Origin of the sequence: Brenneria sp. L4-2C (assembly GCF_040240335.1) — a bacterium.
Taxonomy (GTDB): domain Bacteria; phylum Pseudomonadota; class Gammaproteobacteria; order Enterobacterales; family Enterobacteriaceae; genus Brenneria.
This window is the reverse complement of record NZ_JBEIAC010000022.1, coordinates 1-14,428: the sequence shown is the minus strand read 5'-3', so window position 1 is coordinate 14,428 and position 14,428 is coordinate 1. Positions and strand designations below refer to the sequence as shown.

Genomic DNA, 14,428 nt, shown 5'->3' with positions numbered 1-14,428 from the left:
CATCCCCGCCATCTTTCAGCCTGGTATGGGAAGGAAACGGTTATCCGCGCCGCCAGCGTCGTATTAAGCGGCTTTTTAACCCGGTATCAAAACGCCAGATGTGGTCGAAAATGCGCATAATGCCGGGTTTGCCGTGATCGGACATCGCAACGGCATGAAAGCGGTGCTGTAGCAGCCGCTGGCGAAGTTTTACTTTATTGATCACCTCATCGGGCAGACGCTGAGCAATGAAGTCTGAAATCACCACCGCATCGGCATCGCGCCACTGCTTGTCCTCCATCTTGCGCAACAGCGTGGATAAACAGGCGCTTAAATCGGTGCCGCCGCGAAAGGTCTGGCTCAGGAAGCGAACCGCCTGTTCGAGTCCGTTTTCGCCGGTCAGCTCATATTGCACAATACCGGTTGAAAACAGCATGATGTAGCAACGACGTCCGTCAGCCAGCGCGACGCGCAGTAGCGCCAAACAGAAGGCCTTCGCGCAGCGTTCGTTAAACCCGCCCATGGAGCCGGAAGTATCCACGCAAACAATAAACGGCCCGCGCGGTTGTTGCTCGTTTTGTTGATGAATAACCGGTCGCTCGCTGAGCTTTTCGCGCCAGCTATCGCCCTGCAAGCGGTAGGTTAACAGACGATGTTCCAGCAGCCGGCGATAGAACTCGTATTCCAGTTCAACGATATTCATTGACGCCATTTCCACCGGCAACAGGCGCAGGATATCGTCGCTTTGGTGTATGCCGCTGACTTGCTCCGGCACGGTTTCCGGTTCGCGGATCATCACCCTGAACGTTTCCTTTGGCGCATCCTGACTCAGTATCGATTTCGTCTCCCGACTGCGCCCCAACCGTTCGGCCAGACGTTGTAATGTGGGTTGGCGTTGCAGAAATGCGGCAAAATCCAGCAGGATTTGCCGATCGGTGCGGATCAGCCGCCCGGCGCTGAGATCCCATAAGCGTCCTGCCGCATGTTCATTCTCCGCCAGGACGGGTTCCAGTTTACCGCTCAGCGTCAGTCGTTGCTGTAGTTCATCCAGCAGGATCTCCCGCTCCTGCTCCATAATCTGGTGGTGGAGGGAAACGGTTTGCAGCGTCAGGCTCAGCCGCCAGCGTTGCAGAAACAGCGTATGTAATCCGCGACTGATTTTTTGTCCCGGCGAGAGTTCTGGTTGGTGTATCAGCCGATCGGCCTGCGTCAGAAACGGCGATTCAACGGTGCTCAGCATCTCCATGATCCGCGGCAGACGCGTCTGAAACGCCTGATCATCCGCCGCCTGGGCGCGTTGAAAGCAGTTGAATTCCGTTTCCAGTTCCGGCGGCGCCTGGGTCGTGCGCAGGCGCTGCTTCAAGGTTTCTTTCCAGTTGGGAATATCGTTAAGCAGCGCGGATTTCAGACTGGGGGATTTTTCAAAAAAAACCGCCAACTGCGGGGTAGCCAAAAGCGTCACTATCATATCGTCCAATAGCTCGTTTTCGTCTATCGCCAGCAGTATCTCCAGTGATTCCAGCGTGATCATCGGCGTTTAGTCCTGCACTGATTGCTGAATTTGTTCGGCAACATGCTGCAAACTGGCTTCGATTTTCGCCAGCCACTCCGCGGGTACGAACAGGCAAGGCTGATGCTGGTTAAATAAACGCCGTTGTTCGCGTAATTGAATCGTCAGATTGTCATATTCATCAACGATTTCGGCCGGTAAGGCGCTGTCGCGTTTTTCCGGCAGCGAAAGGATGGACGATTGCAGACTGATATCGCGGATGGTCAGATGGCAACGATCGTCCACCACCAGATCCAGATGTCGGGTAAAACCGATGCCGTTCAGTTTTCCGCGTATTTCTCCCCCTTTTTGCAGCCAGCTTTGCAGGGCGTTTTTATCAATAACCAGATGCGTGACGTCAATGTCGTTGAGCACTAACGGCCGCTGCAAAACCAGACTGATCGCATCCGTCGTCAGCGTTTCCGGCAAAGAGTAGTGGAATTTCCGGCCCAGTATATGACCGTGTTTTTCCAGCGTCAGCGCCTGTAATTCACTCTGCCGCATCTGATATTGCTGACGTTTCATGTTTAGCTGCTGTAAACGAAATAGCAGGCTTTTCTGTTGATAGGCTTGCTCGGTCACCACCTGTTCGAGCTGCTGCGCGATCAATACCAGGGAGTCCCTGTCGTGCCAAAGGCAATCTTTCAGCAGGATAATATCAACCGGGGCGATGCTTTCCCGACCGCTGAAAAACGCGCAGGCCTGGAGTAAACGCAGCGCTTTTTTCCAGCGTCGATCAGAGATATAAGGCGCCTGCTCCGTGGCATCAAGCTTCTGGCGTAATTGATAAATCAGTTCAAAGCAGTTTTCCGGCAAGGCGACATGGTCAATTTCCTTCTGCCACTGCTGGTATTCTTCATCCGTGACGCTGACGGACGGGCTGACCGGGTTTTCATGCGCGCCGCCGTTATTCACCAACAGGGCGCGGAAATTATGTTTCTCCTGGACGCGATCCAGCCACAGGCGAATAAGCATCCTGTCATATAAGGCTTCCAGACTGCCGTCAGCTTCGGGTAATTCATTGGACGCGGTAACCAACAGACGCATTGGTATCGGGTCTTCGCTATTGCCGTTACGGAAACGACGCTCGTTAATGGCGGTCAGCAAGGTGTTCAAGATGGCGGGACCCGCTTTCCAGATCTCATCCAGAAAGACAATCTCTGCTTCCGGCAGGTATCCCTCGGTTAATCGCTGGTAACGGCCTTCATCTTTCAATGCCTGAATAGACAAGGGGCCGAACACTTCTTCGGGCGTGGAAAAACGCGTCATCAGGTATTCAAACGCATTCGCATGGCGAAAGGCGAATTTTAGACGCCGGGCGATCATGCTTTTGGCGATGCCCGGCGGCCCCAGCAAAAAAACGCTTTCTCCGCTGAGCGCGGCCAGCAGACACAGGCGAATGGCATGTTGCCGTTCATACAGGCCATGCTCTAGCGCGTTGCTGAGGCGTGAAATTCTTTCAGCCAAAGTGGCGGATTGAACCATAATTAATCGATTGTTCCCAAGGTTTTGTTGGCGTAAAAACAATACTAATAATAAACGGAAGATCACAGAATTTTGTTAGCGGAAAGAGACTGATTATTGACACCTCTGGGCTGGTTAATCAATAAACGACCTTTTTCAGGATGTTTCTTAAACAATATAAAAATGGGATTTTGCTGCTATTTGTGCATACTGTGCGTTTTTGGGCGAGCCTGATGCAGCAAAACTGTATTCGCTAACGGATTGATAAAAGAAGATAAGTTTTATGAGCTCAGAACATAAACGTTCGCTGCCGGCGGTTACGCTGGCTGCGATAGGGGTGGTTTATGGCGATATCGGGACCAGTCCTCTTTATACGCTCAGGGAGTGCTTATCCGGGCAGTTTGGTTTTGGTGTTGAACCGGACGCCGTCTTTGGCTTTCTTTCCTTGATATTTTGGTTGTTGATCATTGTTGTTTCCCTCAAGTATCTGACCTATGTCATGCGAGCCGATAATGCCGGCGAAGGCGGAATACTCACCCTGATGTCGCTGGCCGGGCGAAACACCTCCTATCGAATCACCTCGGTGCTGGTGATTATGGGACTGATTGGCGGCAGTTTCTTCTACGGCGAGGTGGTGATCACCCCGGCAATATCGGTGATGTCCGCAATAGAAGGGATCGAGATCGCCGCGCCGTCGATGGAACACTATATCGTTCCGGTATCCATCGTTGTTCTGACTTTGCTTTTTATTATTCAAAAGCATGGCACCGGCAGCGTCGGCAAGCTGTTTGCGCCGGTAATGATGATCTGGTTTCTTACGCTGGCGGTTTTGGGCGTACGCAGCATCATGGATAACCCGCAGGTATTGCATGCGCTGAACCCCCTGTGGGCCATTCACTTCTTTATTGAATATAAAATGGTGGCGTTTTTTGCACTGGGGGCGGTGGTGTTGGCCATTACCGGCGTAGAGGCGCTCTATGCGGACATGGGGCATTTCGGTAAATTCCCCATCCGTCTGGCCTGGTTTACCGTTGTCCTTCCCTCGCTGGTGCTGAATTATTTCGGTCAGGGCGCCTTATTGCTTAAAAACCCGGAAGCGATAAAAAACCCCTTCTTTCTGTTGGCGCCCAACTGGGCCTTGATTCCCTTATTGGTTCTGGCGACCCTGGCGACGATTATCGCCTCTCAGGCGGTCATTTCAGGCGTATTTTCACTGACTCGTCAGGCGGTGCGCCTGGGGTATCTTCCGCCCATGCGCATTGTTCATACTTCCGACATGGAGTCCGGACAGATTTATATCCCGGCGATTAACTGGCTGTTATACGTTGCCGTCGTGATCGTGATTATCAGCTTCGAGCATTCGAGCAATCTGGCGGCGGCGTATGGCATCGCGGTAACCGGCACCATGGTGCTGACCAGTATCCTGTCCTGCACCGTGGCAATACATAACTGGCACTGGCATCGCTATCTGGTATGGGTATTGCTGATTGGATTACTGCTTATTGATGTACCGATGTTTTTGGCCAACGTGATGAAAATTTTCTCCGGCGGCTGGCTGCCGCTGACGCTGGGGATGGTGATGTTCATCATCATGACGACCTGGAAAAGCGAGCGTTTCAGACTATTGCGTCGCCTGAATGAACATGGCAATTCACTGGATGCCATGATCGCTTCGCTGGAGAAAAGTCCCCCGTTGAAAGTGCCGGGTACGGCGGTTTATCTGTCGCGCGCCACGCACGTCATTCCGTTTGCGTTGCTGCATAATCTTAAACATAACAAGATATTGCATGAGCGGGTGGTACTGCTGACCATGAAAACCGAAGATGCGCCTTATGTGCTGAATGCGCGTCGGGTTGCGGTGGAGCAGCTTTCGCCGACATTCTGGCGCGTTGTCGCCAACTATGGCTGGCGCGAAACGCCGAACGTGGAAGAGGTGTTTCATCGCTGTTGGCTGGATGGATTAACCTGCGAAATGCTGGAAACCTCATTTTTTATGTCCAACGAGTCGCTGACGATGGGGAAACGTCCCTGGTATCTGCGATTACGCGGCAAGCTGTTTATGATGCTTAGCCGTAATGCGCTGCGAGCGGCCGATCAATTCGAAATTCCGCCTAACCGGCTGATTGAACTGGGTATTCAGGTGGAAATTTAGCCTGATTCATTGCGGCGATGTCGGGAAAACGGGGGCGGGAACGTCCATCCCCGTGTTGCCCGGCTTTTACCAGCTCACCGACGCCGTCAGGCCGCCTTGCGGGCGGTTGATCAGATGAACCTGCATGCCATGCAGACGGGCGATATTTTTTACAATGGATAATCCCAAACCGCTGCCGGACTTCTCCTGTCCCGGAGGACGAAAAAAGCGCTCGCCGACCCGCGCCAATATCGCATCGTCGATGCCTGGCCCCTCATCGTTAACCAGAATACTTTGCGTCGTGAGCGTCAGCGTTACCGTTCCGCCCTGGTGGCTGTAGCGAATGGCGTTATCAAGCAGATTGCGGATCAGCAGCGTCAACAGCAGCGGGTGTCCCTGGCGGATAATAGACGCTTTCGGGACTTCCAGCTTCAGTTCAATGCCTGCCGCTTGCGCTTTATGGTAATGGTCGATAACCATTTGTTGCAGCAACGCCTGAAGTTCCACCGGCTGCTGCCCATCGGCGAACGATTCCGAGTCAAGCCGCGACAGCGTTAACAACTGATCCACCAGCCGCGTGGCGCGATCGATTCCCTCGTCCAGATTATTCAGCGCATGGCGACGCACGGGTTCGTCATCGTGCGCCAACTGCGCCAATTCCGTCTGTACCTTCAGCGCGGCCAGCGGGCTGCGTAATTCATGCGCGGCGTCCGCGGTAAAGCGGCGCTCGCGCAGCAGCATCTCGCCGATGCGCACGAACAGGCTATTCAGTTCATTCACCAGCGGGCGCACTTCCTGCGGAACGGCATGGGTATCCAGCGGAGCGTCATCTTCCGGCGGACGCCGGCGAAGCTGCGTGGCAAGGCGTTTTAGCGGCGACAGTTCGCGGGAAACCAGCCAGAACATCAACAGCAACATAACCGGCAGGGCAAACAGCCAGGGCAGGAGGTTGGTCTTGACGAGCCCCAGCGCCATATCCTGACGGTACTCCCACTCCTGGCCGACCACCACCACATAACGATTATCCGCCGTCGCCAGCCATACCATGCGCCAGCGGTCGTTATCATCGCGCAGCTTGCCGTTGGTGAAGCCGTTTTGCGTGTAGTCGAAGATAAAATCTTTGCCGTTCTCGCCGTCATTCAGCGCCATTCGCCCGTCGCGGGTAAAAATGGCGAAAGCCAGCGCGTCGTCCTCCTGTTCCCCGCGCCTTTCGCGCGCCAGACTCTTGGTTTTCGGCAGGGCGGGAGAATCCACCACGATTTCATCCGGATGCATGGTAGCCAGCCGCTTGGCGAACAGCATCTGCTGGGTATCGAACAGCTCGTTGATATGCTCGCGGGTTTGATGCCACGACAGGATCCCGGCGGCGCCCCAGCAAAGCAGCGTCAGCAGGACAAAACCGGCGATCAGGCGTAAACGCAGGCTGAGGCGCGTCATGGCGCCGCCCCCAGAATATAGCCGACGCCGTGTACCGTGCGGATAAATTCGCCGCCCAGTTTTTTGCGCAGGTGGTGAATATGCACTTCCACGGCGTTGCTGGAAACGTCGTCGTCCCATCCGTAGAGCTTTTCTTCCAACTGCGAACGAGTCAGCACCCGTTGGGGATTCATTAAGAACAGCTCAAGCAGCGCCAGCTCGCGGGATTTAAGCGCCACCGGTTGATTATTGCAGGTAACGGTGCGGGAACCCGGTTCAAGGGATACCGCGCCGTGGGTCAGCGTGGGCTGTAATTGACCGTGCCGGCGGCGGATTAACGCCTGCAAGCGCGCGGCGACCTCCGCCAGGGCAAAAGGCTTGCACAGATAGTCGTCGGCGCCCGATTGCAGGCCGGTAACGCGCTGTTCCAGCGCGTCCCGCGCGGTGAGGATCAATACCGGCTCATCGTGTCCGGACTGACGCCACTGGCGCAGGATATCCAGCCCGTCTATTTCCGGCAGACTCAAATCAAGGATCACCGCGTCATAGGGCGCGGCTTGCAGCGCGCTCCGTCCGGCGTTGCCCTGCATAAACCAGTCGACGCTAAAGCCCAGCTTAATCAGTCCGGCCTTGATGCCGTCGCCAATCAGACGATCGTCTTCTATCAACAGTATTCTCATCACCGCCCACCCTATTTGCATAGGGTGATGTTATACGGTTTAACGCGCCGGATTGACAACCGAAAAAGCCATAAACGGGCGGCGATCCACAGGATTGATAAATATAAGAGAAACTGAACTATCCTTAAGATTCTGTTAAGAACATTTTGTTTTACTCGTCGCGTCAGACAAACAACGCGCAGTTTTACTGCACGACGACAAGCGAGAAATGAGGAAACGATACTATGAAAAAGACAGCCGCTGTATTCGCTATCGCTGCGTTATGTTCCGCGCCGGTTTTCGCCGCCCAGAGCGGCGGCGGATTTCTGGATCCGAATGCTAAAACGGCGCAACATCAGCCTGCCCAGGGCGGGTTTTCAGGCCCTAACGGCAGTGTAACCACGGTCGCGAAAGCGAAAGATCTGAAAGACGACAGCTGGGTGACGTTGCGAGGCAACATCGAGCAGCGCGTCGGCGATGAGGATTATCTGTTCCGCGATGATACCGGCACCATCACGGTTGAAATCGATGATAAATACTGGAACGGACAAACCATCACGCCGCAGGACAAGGTTGAACTGCAAGGCGAGCTCGATAAGGGCTTCAATTCGGCCGAGCTGGATGTCAAACAGGTAAAGAAAATTCAGTAAGCGAACGCTGATGCCCATCGTTTAAGGATCGGAAGACTGGGGATGGGCTCCCTTATCCCCAGTTTTCCGTGATATTTAGCCAAGCCTTTTCATTTGATGTAACCCTCCGCCATTCGCCGTTTTACCATTCCGCTAACGAAACGTTTCGATAACGATCACATTTTTGTTATTTCCTCTTTGCCTTCCTTGAGGCTCTCTTCCTAAAATAACCATCAGCGAAACGTTTCGCTGTGGAGTGAAAAATGAAAAAAGCCGTATTGCTGAATGCTGATATTTCTTCCGTAATTTCCCGTTTGGGACATACCGATCGGGTTGTTATTTGTGATGCGGGCTTGCCGATTCCTGATACGACAGTTCGTGTCGATCTGGCGTTGACGCACAACGTTCCCGCGTTTTTGCAGGTCGTGGCGGTCGTCACCAGCGAGATGCAGGTTGAGGCCGCGATTCTTGCAAAAGAGATGGTCGAAAAAAATCCGCGACTCCACAACGCGTTACTTGAACAGTTAAAACAACTTGAGCGACACCAGGGAAACTTAATTGAATTGCATTATGTCAGCCATGAAGATTTTAAAATCCAAAGCGGAAAAAGTCGGGCCGTCATTCGCAGCGGGGAATGTTCCCCCTATGCCAATGTCATCCTTTGCGCCGGCGTAACGTTCTGAGGCTTCAATGCAACCTTTATTGCAACTTCAAGGCATTAACAAATCGTTTCCCGGCGTTAAGGCGCTTTCCGGCGCGGCATTAAACGTCTATCCGGGGAAGGTGATGGCGCTGGTGGGAGAAAATGGCGCCGGCAAGTCCACCATGATGAAAGTGCTGACCGGTATCTACAGCAAAGATGCCGGCAGCGTACATTTTCTGGGAAAGGAAGTGGACTTCAACGGCCCCAGGTCTTCGCAGGAAGCCGGGATTGGCATTATTCATCAGGAACTTAACCTGATTCCTCAGCTTACTATCGCGGAAAACATTTTCCTCGGCCGTGAATTTACCAACCGCTTTGGCCGCATTGACTGGAAAAAGATGTACCAGGAAGCGGATAAACTTCTCAAACGCCTGAATCTGCGTTACGACAGTCGACGCGCCGTGGGCGACCTGTCCATTGGCGATCAGCAAATGGTGGAGATCGCCAAGGTGCTGAGCTTTGAATCGAAAGTCATCATTATGGATGAGCCTACCGATGCCCTGACCGATACCGAAACCGCGTCGTTATTCAGCGTAATTAAAGAGCTACAGGCTCAGGGGCGCGGCATTGTTTATATTTCCCATCGTCTGAAAGAAATTTTCGAAATATGCGACGACGTCACCGTATTCCGCGACGGTCAGTTTATCGGTGAACGTCCGGTCGGCGAGTTGCAGGAAGAACGGCTCATCGAAATGATGGTGGGACGCAAGCTTGAAGAACAATACCCTCGACTGAATCAGGCGCCGGGAGCGGTTCGCCTGCTGGTGAAAAACCTTTCCGGGCCGGGCGTCGATGATGTCAGCTTTAGCGTGCGCAAAGGCGAAATTCTTGGCGTGGCGGGCTTAATGGGCGCCGGGCGCACCGAATTAATGAAGCTTCTCTATGGCGCGCTGCCGCGCACCGGCGGCTATGTAGAGCTGGATGGCCGGGAAGTGGCGGCCCGTACGCCGCAGGATGGCCTGGCGAACGGCATTGTTTATATTTCCGAAGACCGAAAACGTGACGGGCTGATATTAGGCATGTCGGTTAAAGAGAACATGTCGTTAACCGCGTTGCGTTATTTCAGTCGTCGCGGCGGACAAATCAAACATCCCGAAGAGCAACTGGCCGTCAGCGATTTTATCCGCTTATTCAATATTAAAACGCCGTCAATGGAGCAGCCTATCGGGCTGCTGTCCGGCGGCAATCAGCAAAAAGTCGCCATCGCTCGCGGTTTAATGACTCGTCCGAATGTGTTGATCCTGGATGAGCCGACGCGCGGGGTCGATGTGGGGGCGAAGAAAGAGATCTATCAATTAATCAATCAGTTCAAACAAGAAGGACTGAGCATCATTTTGGTGTCGTCCGAAATGCCCGAAGTATTGGGGATGAGCGACCGCGTTATTGTCATGCATGAAGGTCGTTTAAGCGGCGAGTTTTCGACAGAGCAGGCAACCCAGGAAGCGCTGATGGCCGCGGCCGTTGGTAAGCGATACGGCGTAGAGCAGGAGTAAGTCAGATATGAGTACCCAATCCATCACGGCAAAACGCTGGTTCAGCAAAGAGTGGCTGTTAGAGCAAAAATCGCTGATTGCTTTGCTGATCCTTATTGCCGTGGTTTCCGCCATGAGCCCTAATTTTTTCACCCTGAACAATTTGTTCAATATTCTCCAGCAAACCTCGGTGAATGCCATTATGGCGGTGGGAATGACGCTGGTTATTCTCACCTCAGGCATCGATCTTTCCGTCGGCTCTTTACTGGCGTTGACCGGCGCAGTCGCCGCGTCGATTGTCGGTCTTGAGGTTAATGCGCTGTTCGCGGTCGTCGGAGCGCTGGCGTTAGGTGCGGCGATCGGCGCCGGCACGGGCGTCATCGTATCGAAAGGAAAGGTTCAGGCGTTCATCGCCACGCTGGTGATGATGCTGCTGCTGCGCGGCGTCACCATGGTTTATACCAACGGCAGCCCGGTCAATACCGGTTTTTCCGAGGCCGCCGATACCTTTGGCTGGTTTGGCATTGGCCGCCCGTTAGGTATCCCCACGCCGATCTGGATTATGGCCATCGTTTTTGCCGCGGCCTGGTACATGCTGCATCACACCCGGTTAGGCCGTTACATCTATGCGCTTGGCGGCAATGAGGCCGCTACCCGGCTGTCGGGCATCAGCGTGGATAAAATCAAAATCATCGTCTATTCCCTGTGCGGGCTGCTGTCCGCCCTGGCGGGAATTATCGAAGTGGCGCGTTTATCGTCGGCTCAGCCTACCGCCGGAACGGGCTATGAACTGGACGCCATCGCCGCGGTGGTGCTGGGCGGAACGAGCCTGGCCGGCGGTAAAGGTCGGATCGTCGGCACGCTGATTGGCGCGCTGATCCTCGGATTTCTTAACAACGGACTGAATTTATTAGGCGTTTCCTCTTACTACCAGATGATCGTCAAGGCTGTCGTCATTTTACTGGCGGTTTTGGTAGATAACAAAAGCGGTAAATAACCCTTATTCACACAGGAATTGAGCTATGAATATGAAAAAACTGGCGACTCTGGTTTCTGCCGTTGCGCTGAGTGCGGCGGTCAGTACGAATGCATTAGCCAAAGATACGATTGCTCTGGTGGTATCGACATTGAATAATCCGTTCTTTGTGTCAATGAAAGACGGAGCGCAAAAAGAGGCCGATAAACTGGGATATCAACTGGTGGTGCTGGATTCCCAGAATAATCCGGCGAAAGAGCTGGCTAATGTTCAGGATCTGACGGTGCGCGGCGCCAAGGTGTTATTGATTAATCCGACGGATTCCGATGCGGTAGGTAATGCGATTAAACTGGCCAATCAGGCGAAAATTCCGGTCATTACGCTTGATCGCGTGGCCAACAGTGGCGAGGTCGTCAGTCACGTTGCGTCCGATAACGCCTTTGGCGGTAAGAGCGCGGGCGATTTTATTGCGAAAAAAGTGGGTGAAGGCGCCAAAATCATTCAGTTGGAAGGGATTGCCGGCACCTCCGCGGCGCGTGAGCGCGGCGCGGGCTTTATGCAATCGGCCGAAAATAATAAATTCGCCGTTCTGGCCAGTCAGCCGGCCGACTTCGATCGCACTAAGGGGTTGAACGTTATGCAGAACCTGTTGACGGCGCATCCCAATGTGCAGGCGGTGTTTGCTCAGAATGACGAAATGGCGCTCGGCGCGCTGCGGGCGTTGCAAACCGCAGGTAAAACCGATGTGCTGGTGGTCGGATTTGACGGCACCGAGGACGGCGTGAAAGCCGTTGAGTCCGGCAAACTGGCGGCAACGGTTGCGCAACGTCCTGAGCAGATTGGGGTGATTGGCGTTGAAACCGCGGATAAAACGCTGAAAGGCGAAAAAGTACAGGCCGTTATTCCGGTTGATCTGACGCTGGTAACAAAAGAATCGAAGTAAATAACTGCGGGGCGAGCGCCGCCGAATTAACGACGGCGCATGATAAACATATCGGGATTCAGCATGATGAAAACGGGTAAGCTGGTGGTTCTGGGCAGTATAAATGCTGATCATATTCTTAATCTGGCGCAATTCCCTTCTCCCGGGGAAACGGTGATCGGTAAGCAATATCGCGTCGCGTTTGGCGGTAAAGGGGCGAATCAGGCGGTGGCGGCCGGCCGTAGCGGCGCGGATATTTCTTTTATCGCCTGCCTTGGCGATGACGATATCGGCGCCAGAATTCGTCGGCAGTTAAGCGAAGACCGTATCGATGTCGCGGCGGTTGAGGCGGTTCCCGATCAAACGACCGGCGTGGCCTTAATTTTTGTTAATGACGAGGCCGAGAATATGATCGCGGTAAACGCCGGCGCGAACGCGGCCGTTACGCCCGATTACCTCCGCCGCCATCAGCAAAAAATCATTGATGCTTCCGCCTTGCTTATGCAGTTGGAGTCGCCGTTGGCAACCGTGACGATGGCCGCCAGAGTCGCGCATGAAAATGATACCCTGGTTATTCTTAATCCCGCGCCGGCCTGTGAACTGCCCGATGAATTGCTGTCTCTGGTCGATATCATTACGCCGAATGAAACGGAAGCTCAACGCCTGACGGGCGTTAGCGTCAGCACGGAAGAGGATGCTGCCCGCGCTGCTCAAGTATTGCATGATAAAGGCATTGCAACCGTGTTGATTACATTAGGCCGTCGTGGCGTGTGGTTGAGTGACAAGGGCGAGGGGCGACGTATTCCCGGCTATCCGGTTCACGCGGTGGATACGATCGCCGCGGGAGATACGTTCAATGGCGCGCTGGCGACGGCGTTGCTGGAAGGGCAGCCGATGCTGGCAGCGATTAAATTCGCGCATGCCGCCGCCGCAATCGCCGTGACTCGTCCCGGCGCTCAGCCTTCCGTCCCGTGGCGTGAAGAGATTGATGCTTTCTTGCAAGCGCAGGGGTGAGCTTTGACAACCATGAAAGACGTCGCCCGCTTAGCGGGTGTTTCCACTTCTACGGTGTCCCACGTCATCAACAATGATCGCTTCGTCAGCGATGCGGTTCGCGACAAAGTGATGGCGGCCGTGGAACAGCTTAACTATGCGCCTTCGGCGTTGGCCAGAAGCCTCAAAATAAACCAAACTCAAACGATCGGCATGCTGCTGACGGCCAGCAGCAACCCTTTTTACGCCGAGGTGGTTCGTGGCGTTGAACGAAGTTGTTATGAACGCGGCTACAGTCTGATCCTGTGTAATACTGAGGGTGACAGCGATCGCATGAGCCGCAGTCTGGAAACATTGCTGCAAAAACGAGTCGACGGCGTGCTGCTGATGTGTACCGAAAGCCATCGTCCTTTGCCCGATATGATAAGCCGCTATCCTTCTATACCTATGGTCATGATGGATTGGGCGCCGTTTGATGTCGGAATTGACGTTATTAAAGATAATTCCCTGCTGGGTGGTGAGCTTGCAACGAACTACCTTATTTCCCGCGGCTATCGAAAAATAGCCTGTATCGCCGGGCCTAAAGATAAAACCACCGCCTATAATCGCCTTGAAGGGTATCGTCAGGCGATGCAACAGGCTGGGTTACCGATTCCTGATGGATATGAAATTTTCGGTGATTTTGAGTTTGAAACCGGTTACCGGGCGATGCAGCGGTTATTATCGTTGGCAGAGAAACCCGACGCGGTGTTTGCCGGTAATGATGCGATGGCGGTTGGCGTTTATCATGCGCTATATCAGGTCGGACTCTCTGTACCTCAGGATATGGCCGTTATCGGTTATGATGATATTGAACTGGCCCGCTTTATGTCCCCACCTCTTACCACAATCCATCAGCCTAAAGATGAACTCGGCGAACTGGCGGTCGATGCATTATTGTATCGTTTGGAACATCCCGATACTGAGCCGAATGTTCTGATGTTGACGCCGGAATTAATAGTGCGTAACTCTGTTAAATAGCGAGCTTTACCCATAATTCGAGCTATTTAACGCTTAAAAAGACCACATAACGCTGCCTTTCCCGGCGGATCGCCGAAAAAAAACGCACTCAATCATTTTTATGCAAATTACCAGTTGCGGCCTGCGCAGAAGTCCCTATAATGCGCTCCCACTGACACGGCAACGGCGATTACGCGGTTGTGACGACAGTAAGAAGCCAGGCAATAATCACTTGACTTCACAGCGGAAAAGCATAGTATATGCGGCCCGCGCCACGGGATAATGTGGCACTGCTCTTTAACAATTTAATCAGACAATCTGTGTGGGCACTCACAAGACCTATCGGCTAACGATATAAAAAAGTCTTGAAGAGTGACTAGCAGTAAATTCATTACGAATGAACAGTTATTAATTCTTTGAGCACAGCTATTAACTTAGCGAATCAAACAAATCTTAAATTGAAGAGTTTGATCATGGCTCAGATTGAACGCTGGCGGCAGGCCTAACACATGCAAGTCGAGCGGCAGCGGGAAGAA

12 protein-coding genes and 1 rRNA gene are annotated in these 14,428 nt (G+C 53.4%); 9 read left to right on the top strand and 4 right to left on the bottom strand.

Annotated features, from left to right (window positions below; translation table 11 throughout):
- Nucleotides 1-40: 40 nt before the first annotated feature.
- Complete coding sequence (gene viaA / locus ABRZ26_RS21495) at nucleotides 41-1,510, bottom strand: ATPase RavA stimulator ViaA (protein WP_319606152.1); 1,470 nt, start codon at nucleotides 1,508-1,510, stop codon at nucleotides 41-43.
- Nucleotides 1,511-1,516: 6 nt separating this feature from the next.
- Nucleotides 1,517-3,013, bottom strand: coding sequence for an ATPase RavA (ravA, locus tag ABRZ26_RS21490; protein WP_319606151.1), 1,497 nt, complete (start codon nucleotides 3,011-3,013; stop codon nucleotides 1,517-1,519).
- A gap of 262 nt (nucleotides 3,014-3,275) precedes the next feature.
- Between ravA and kup the strand changes: the two genes are divergently transcribed.
- Nucleotides 3,276-5,144, top strand: coding sequence for a low affinity potassium transporter Kup (gene kup / locus ABRZ26_RS21485; protein WP_319606150.1), 1,869 nt, complete (start codon nucleotides 3,276-3,278; stop codon nucleotides 5,142-5,144).
- Between the two features lie 66 nt (nucleotides 5,145-5,210).
- Here the strand turns inward: kup and qseC are convergent, their stop codons facing one another.
- Together qseC and qseB are read right to left on the bottom strand one after the other, a co-directional pair.
- Entirely contained in the window at nucleotides 5,211-6,560 is a 1,350-nt protein-coding gene (gene qseC / locus ABRZ26_RS21480) for a quorum sensing histidine kinase QseC (protein WP_319606149.1), read from the bottom strand.
- The gene (gene qseB, locus ABRZ26_RS21475) at nucleotides 6,557-7,219 is read right to left on the bottom strand and encodes a quorum sensing response regulator transcription factor QseB (RefSeq protein ID WP_319606148.1); all 663 of its coding nucleotides are present in this window, start codon (nucleotides 7,217-7,219) and stop codon (nucleotides 6,557-6,559) included. Before qseB ends, qseC begins: the two co-directional genes overlap by 4 nt.
- Nucleotides 7,220-7,443: 224 nt before the next feature.
- Between qseB and ABRZ26_RS21470 the strand changes: the two genes are divergently transcribed.
- From ABRZ26_RS21470 to ABRZ26_RS21435, 8 genes are all read left to right on the top strand, one after another.
- The gene (locus ABRZ26_RS21470; protein WP_319606147.1) at nucleotides 7,444-7,848 is read left to right on the top strand and encodes a YgiW/YdeI family stress tolerance OB fold protein; all 405 of its coding nucleotides are present in this window, start codon (nucleotides 7,444-7,446) and stop codon (nucleotides 7,846-7,848) included.
- Nucleotides 7,849-8,090: 242 nt separating this feature from the next.
- A complete protein-coding gene (gene rbsD, locus ABRZ26_RS21465) occupies nucleotides 8,091-8,510 on the top strand; it encodes a D-ribose pyranase (RefSeq protein WP_319606146.1) in 420 nt (139 codons plus the stop codon).
- A 7-nt stretch (nucleotides 8,511-8,517) separates the two neighbouring features.
- Nucleotides 8,518-10,023: a ribose ABC transporter ATP-binding protein RbsA gene (gene rbsA / locus ABRZ26_RS21460; RefSeq protein ID WP_319606145.1), complete on the top strand. Its 1,506-nt coding sequence runs from the start codon at nucleotides 8,518-8,520 to the stop codon at nucleotides 10,021-10,023.
- Between the two features lie 7 nt (nucleotides 10,024-10,030).
- Nucleotides 10,031-10,999, top strand: coding sequence for a ribose ABC transporter permease (gene rbsC, locus ABRZ26_RS21455; protein ID WP_319606144.1), 969 nt, complete (start codon nucleotides 10,031-10,033; stop codon nucleotides 10,997-10,999).
- A 25-nt stretch (nucleotides 11,000-11,024) separates the two neighbouring features.
- Nucleotides 11,025-11,921, top strand: coding sequence for a ribose ABC transporter substrate-binding protein RbsB (gene rbsB / locus ABRZ26_RS21450; RefSeq protein ID WP_319606143.1), 897 nt, complete (start codon nucleotides 11,025-11,027; stop codon nucleotides 11,919-11,921).
- A 66-nt stretch (nucleotides 11,922-11,987) separates the two neighbouring features.
- A complete protein-coding gene (gene rbsK / locus ABRZ26_RS21445; RefSeq protein ID WP_319606211.1) occupies nucleotides 11,988-12,914 on the top strand; it encodes a ribokinase in 927 nt (308 codons plus the stop codon).
- Nucleotides 12,915-12,917: 3 nt separating this feature from the next.
- Nucleotides 12,918-13,913: a ribose operon transcriptional repressor RbsR gene (gene rbsR, locus ABRZ26_RS21440; RefSeq protein ID WP_319606142.1), complete on the top strand. Its 996-nt coding sequence runs from the start codon at nucleotides 12,918-12,920 to the stop codon at nucleotides 13,911-13,913.
- A 434-nt stretch (nucleotides 13,914-14,347) separates the two neighbouring features.
- Nucleotides 14,348-14,428 (top strand): 16S ribosomal RNA (locus ABRZ26_RS21435); the annotation flags it as partial.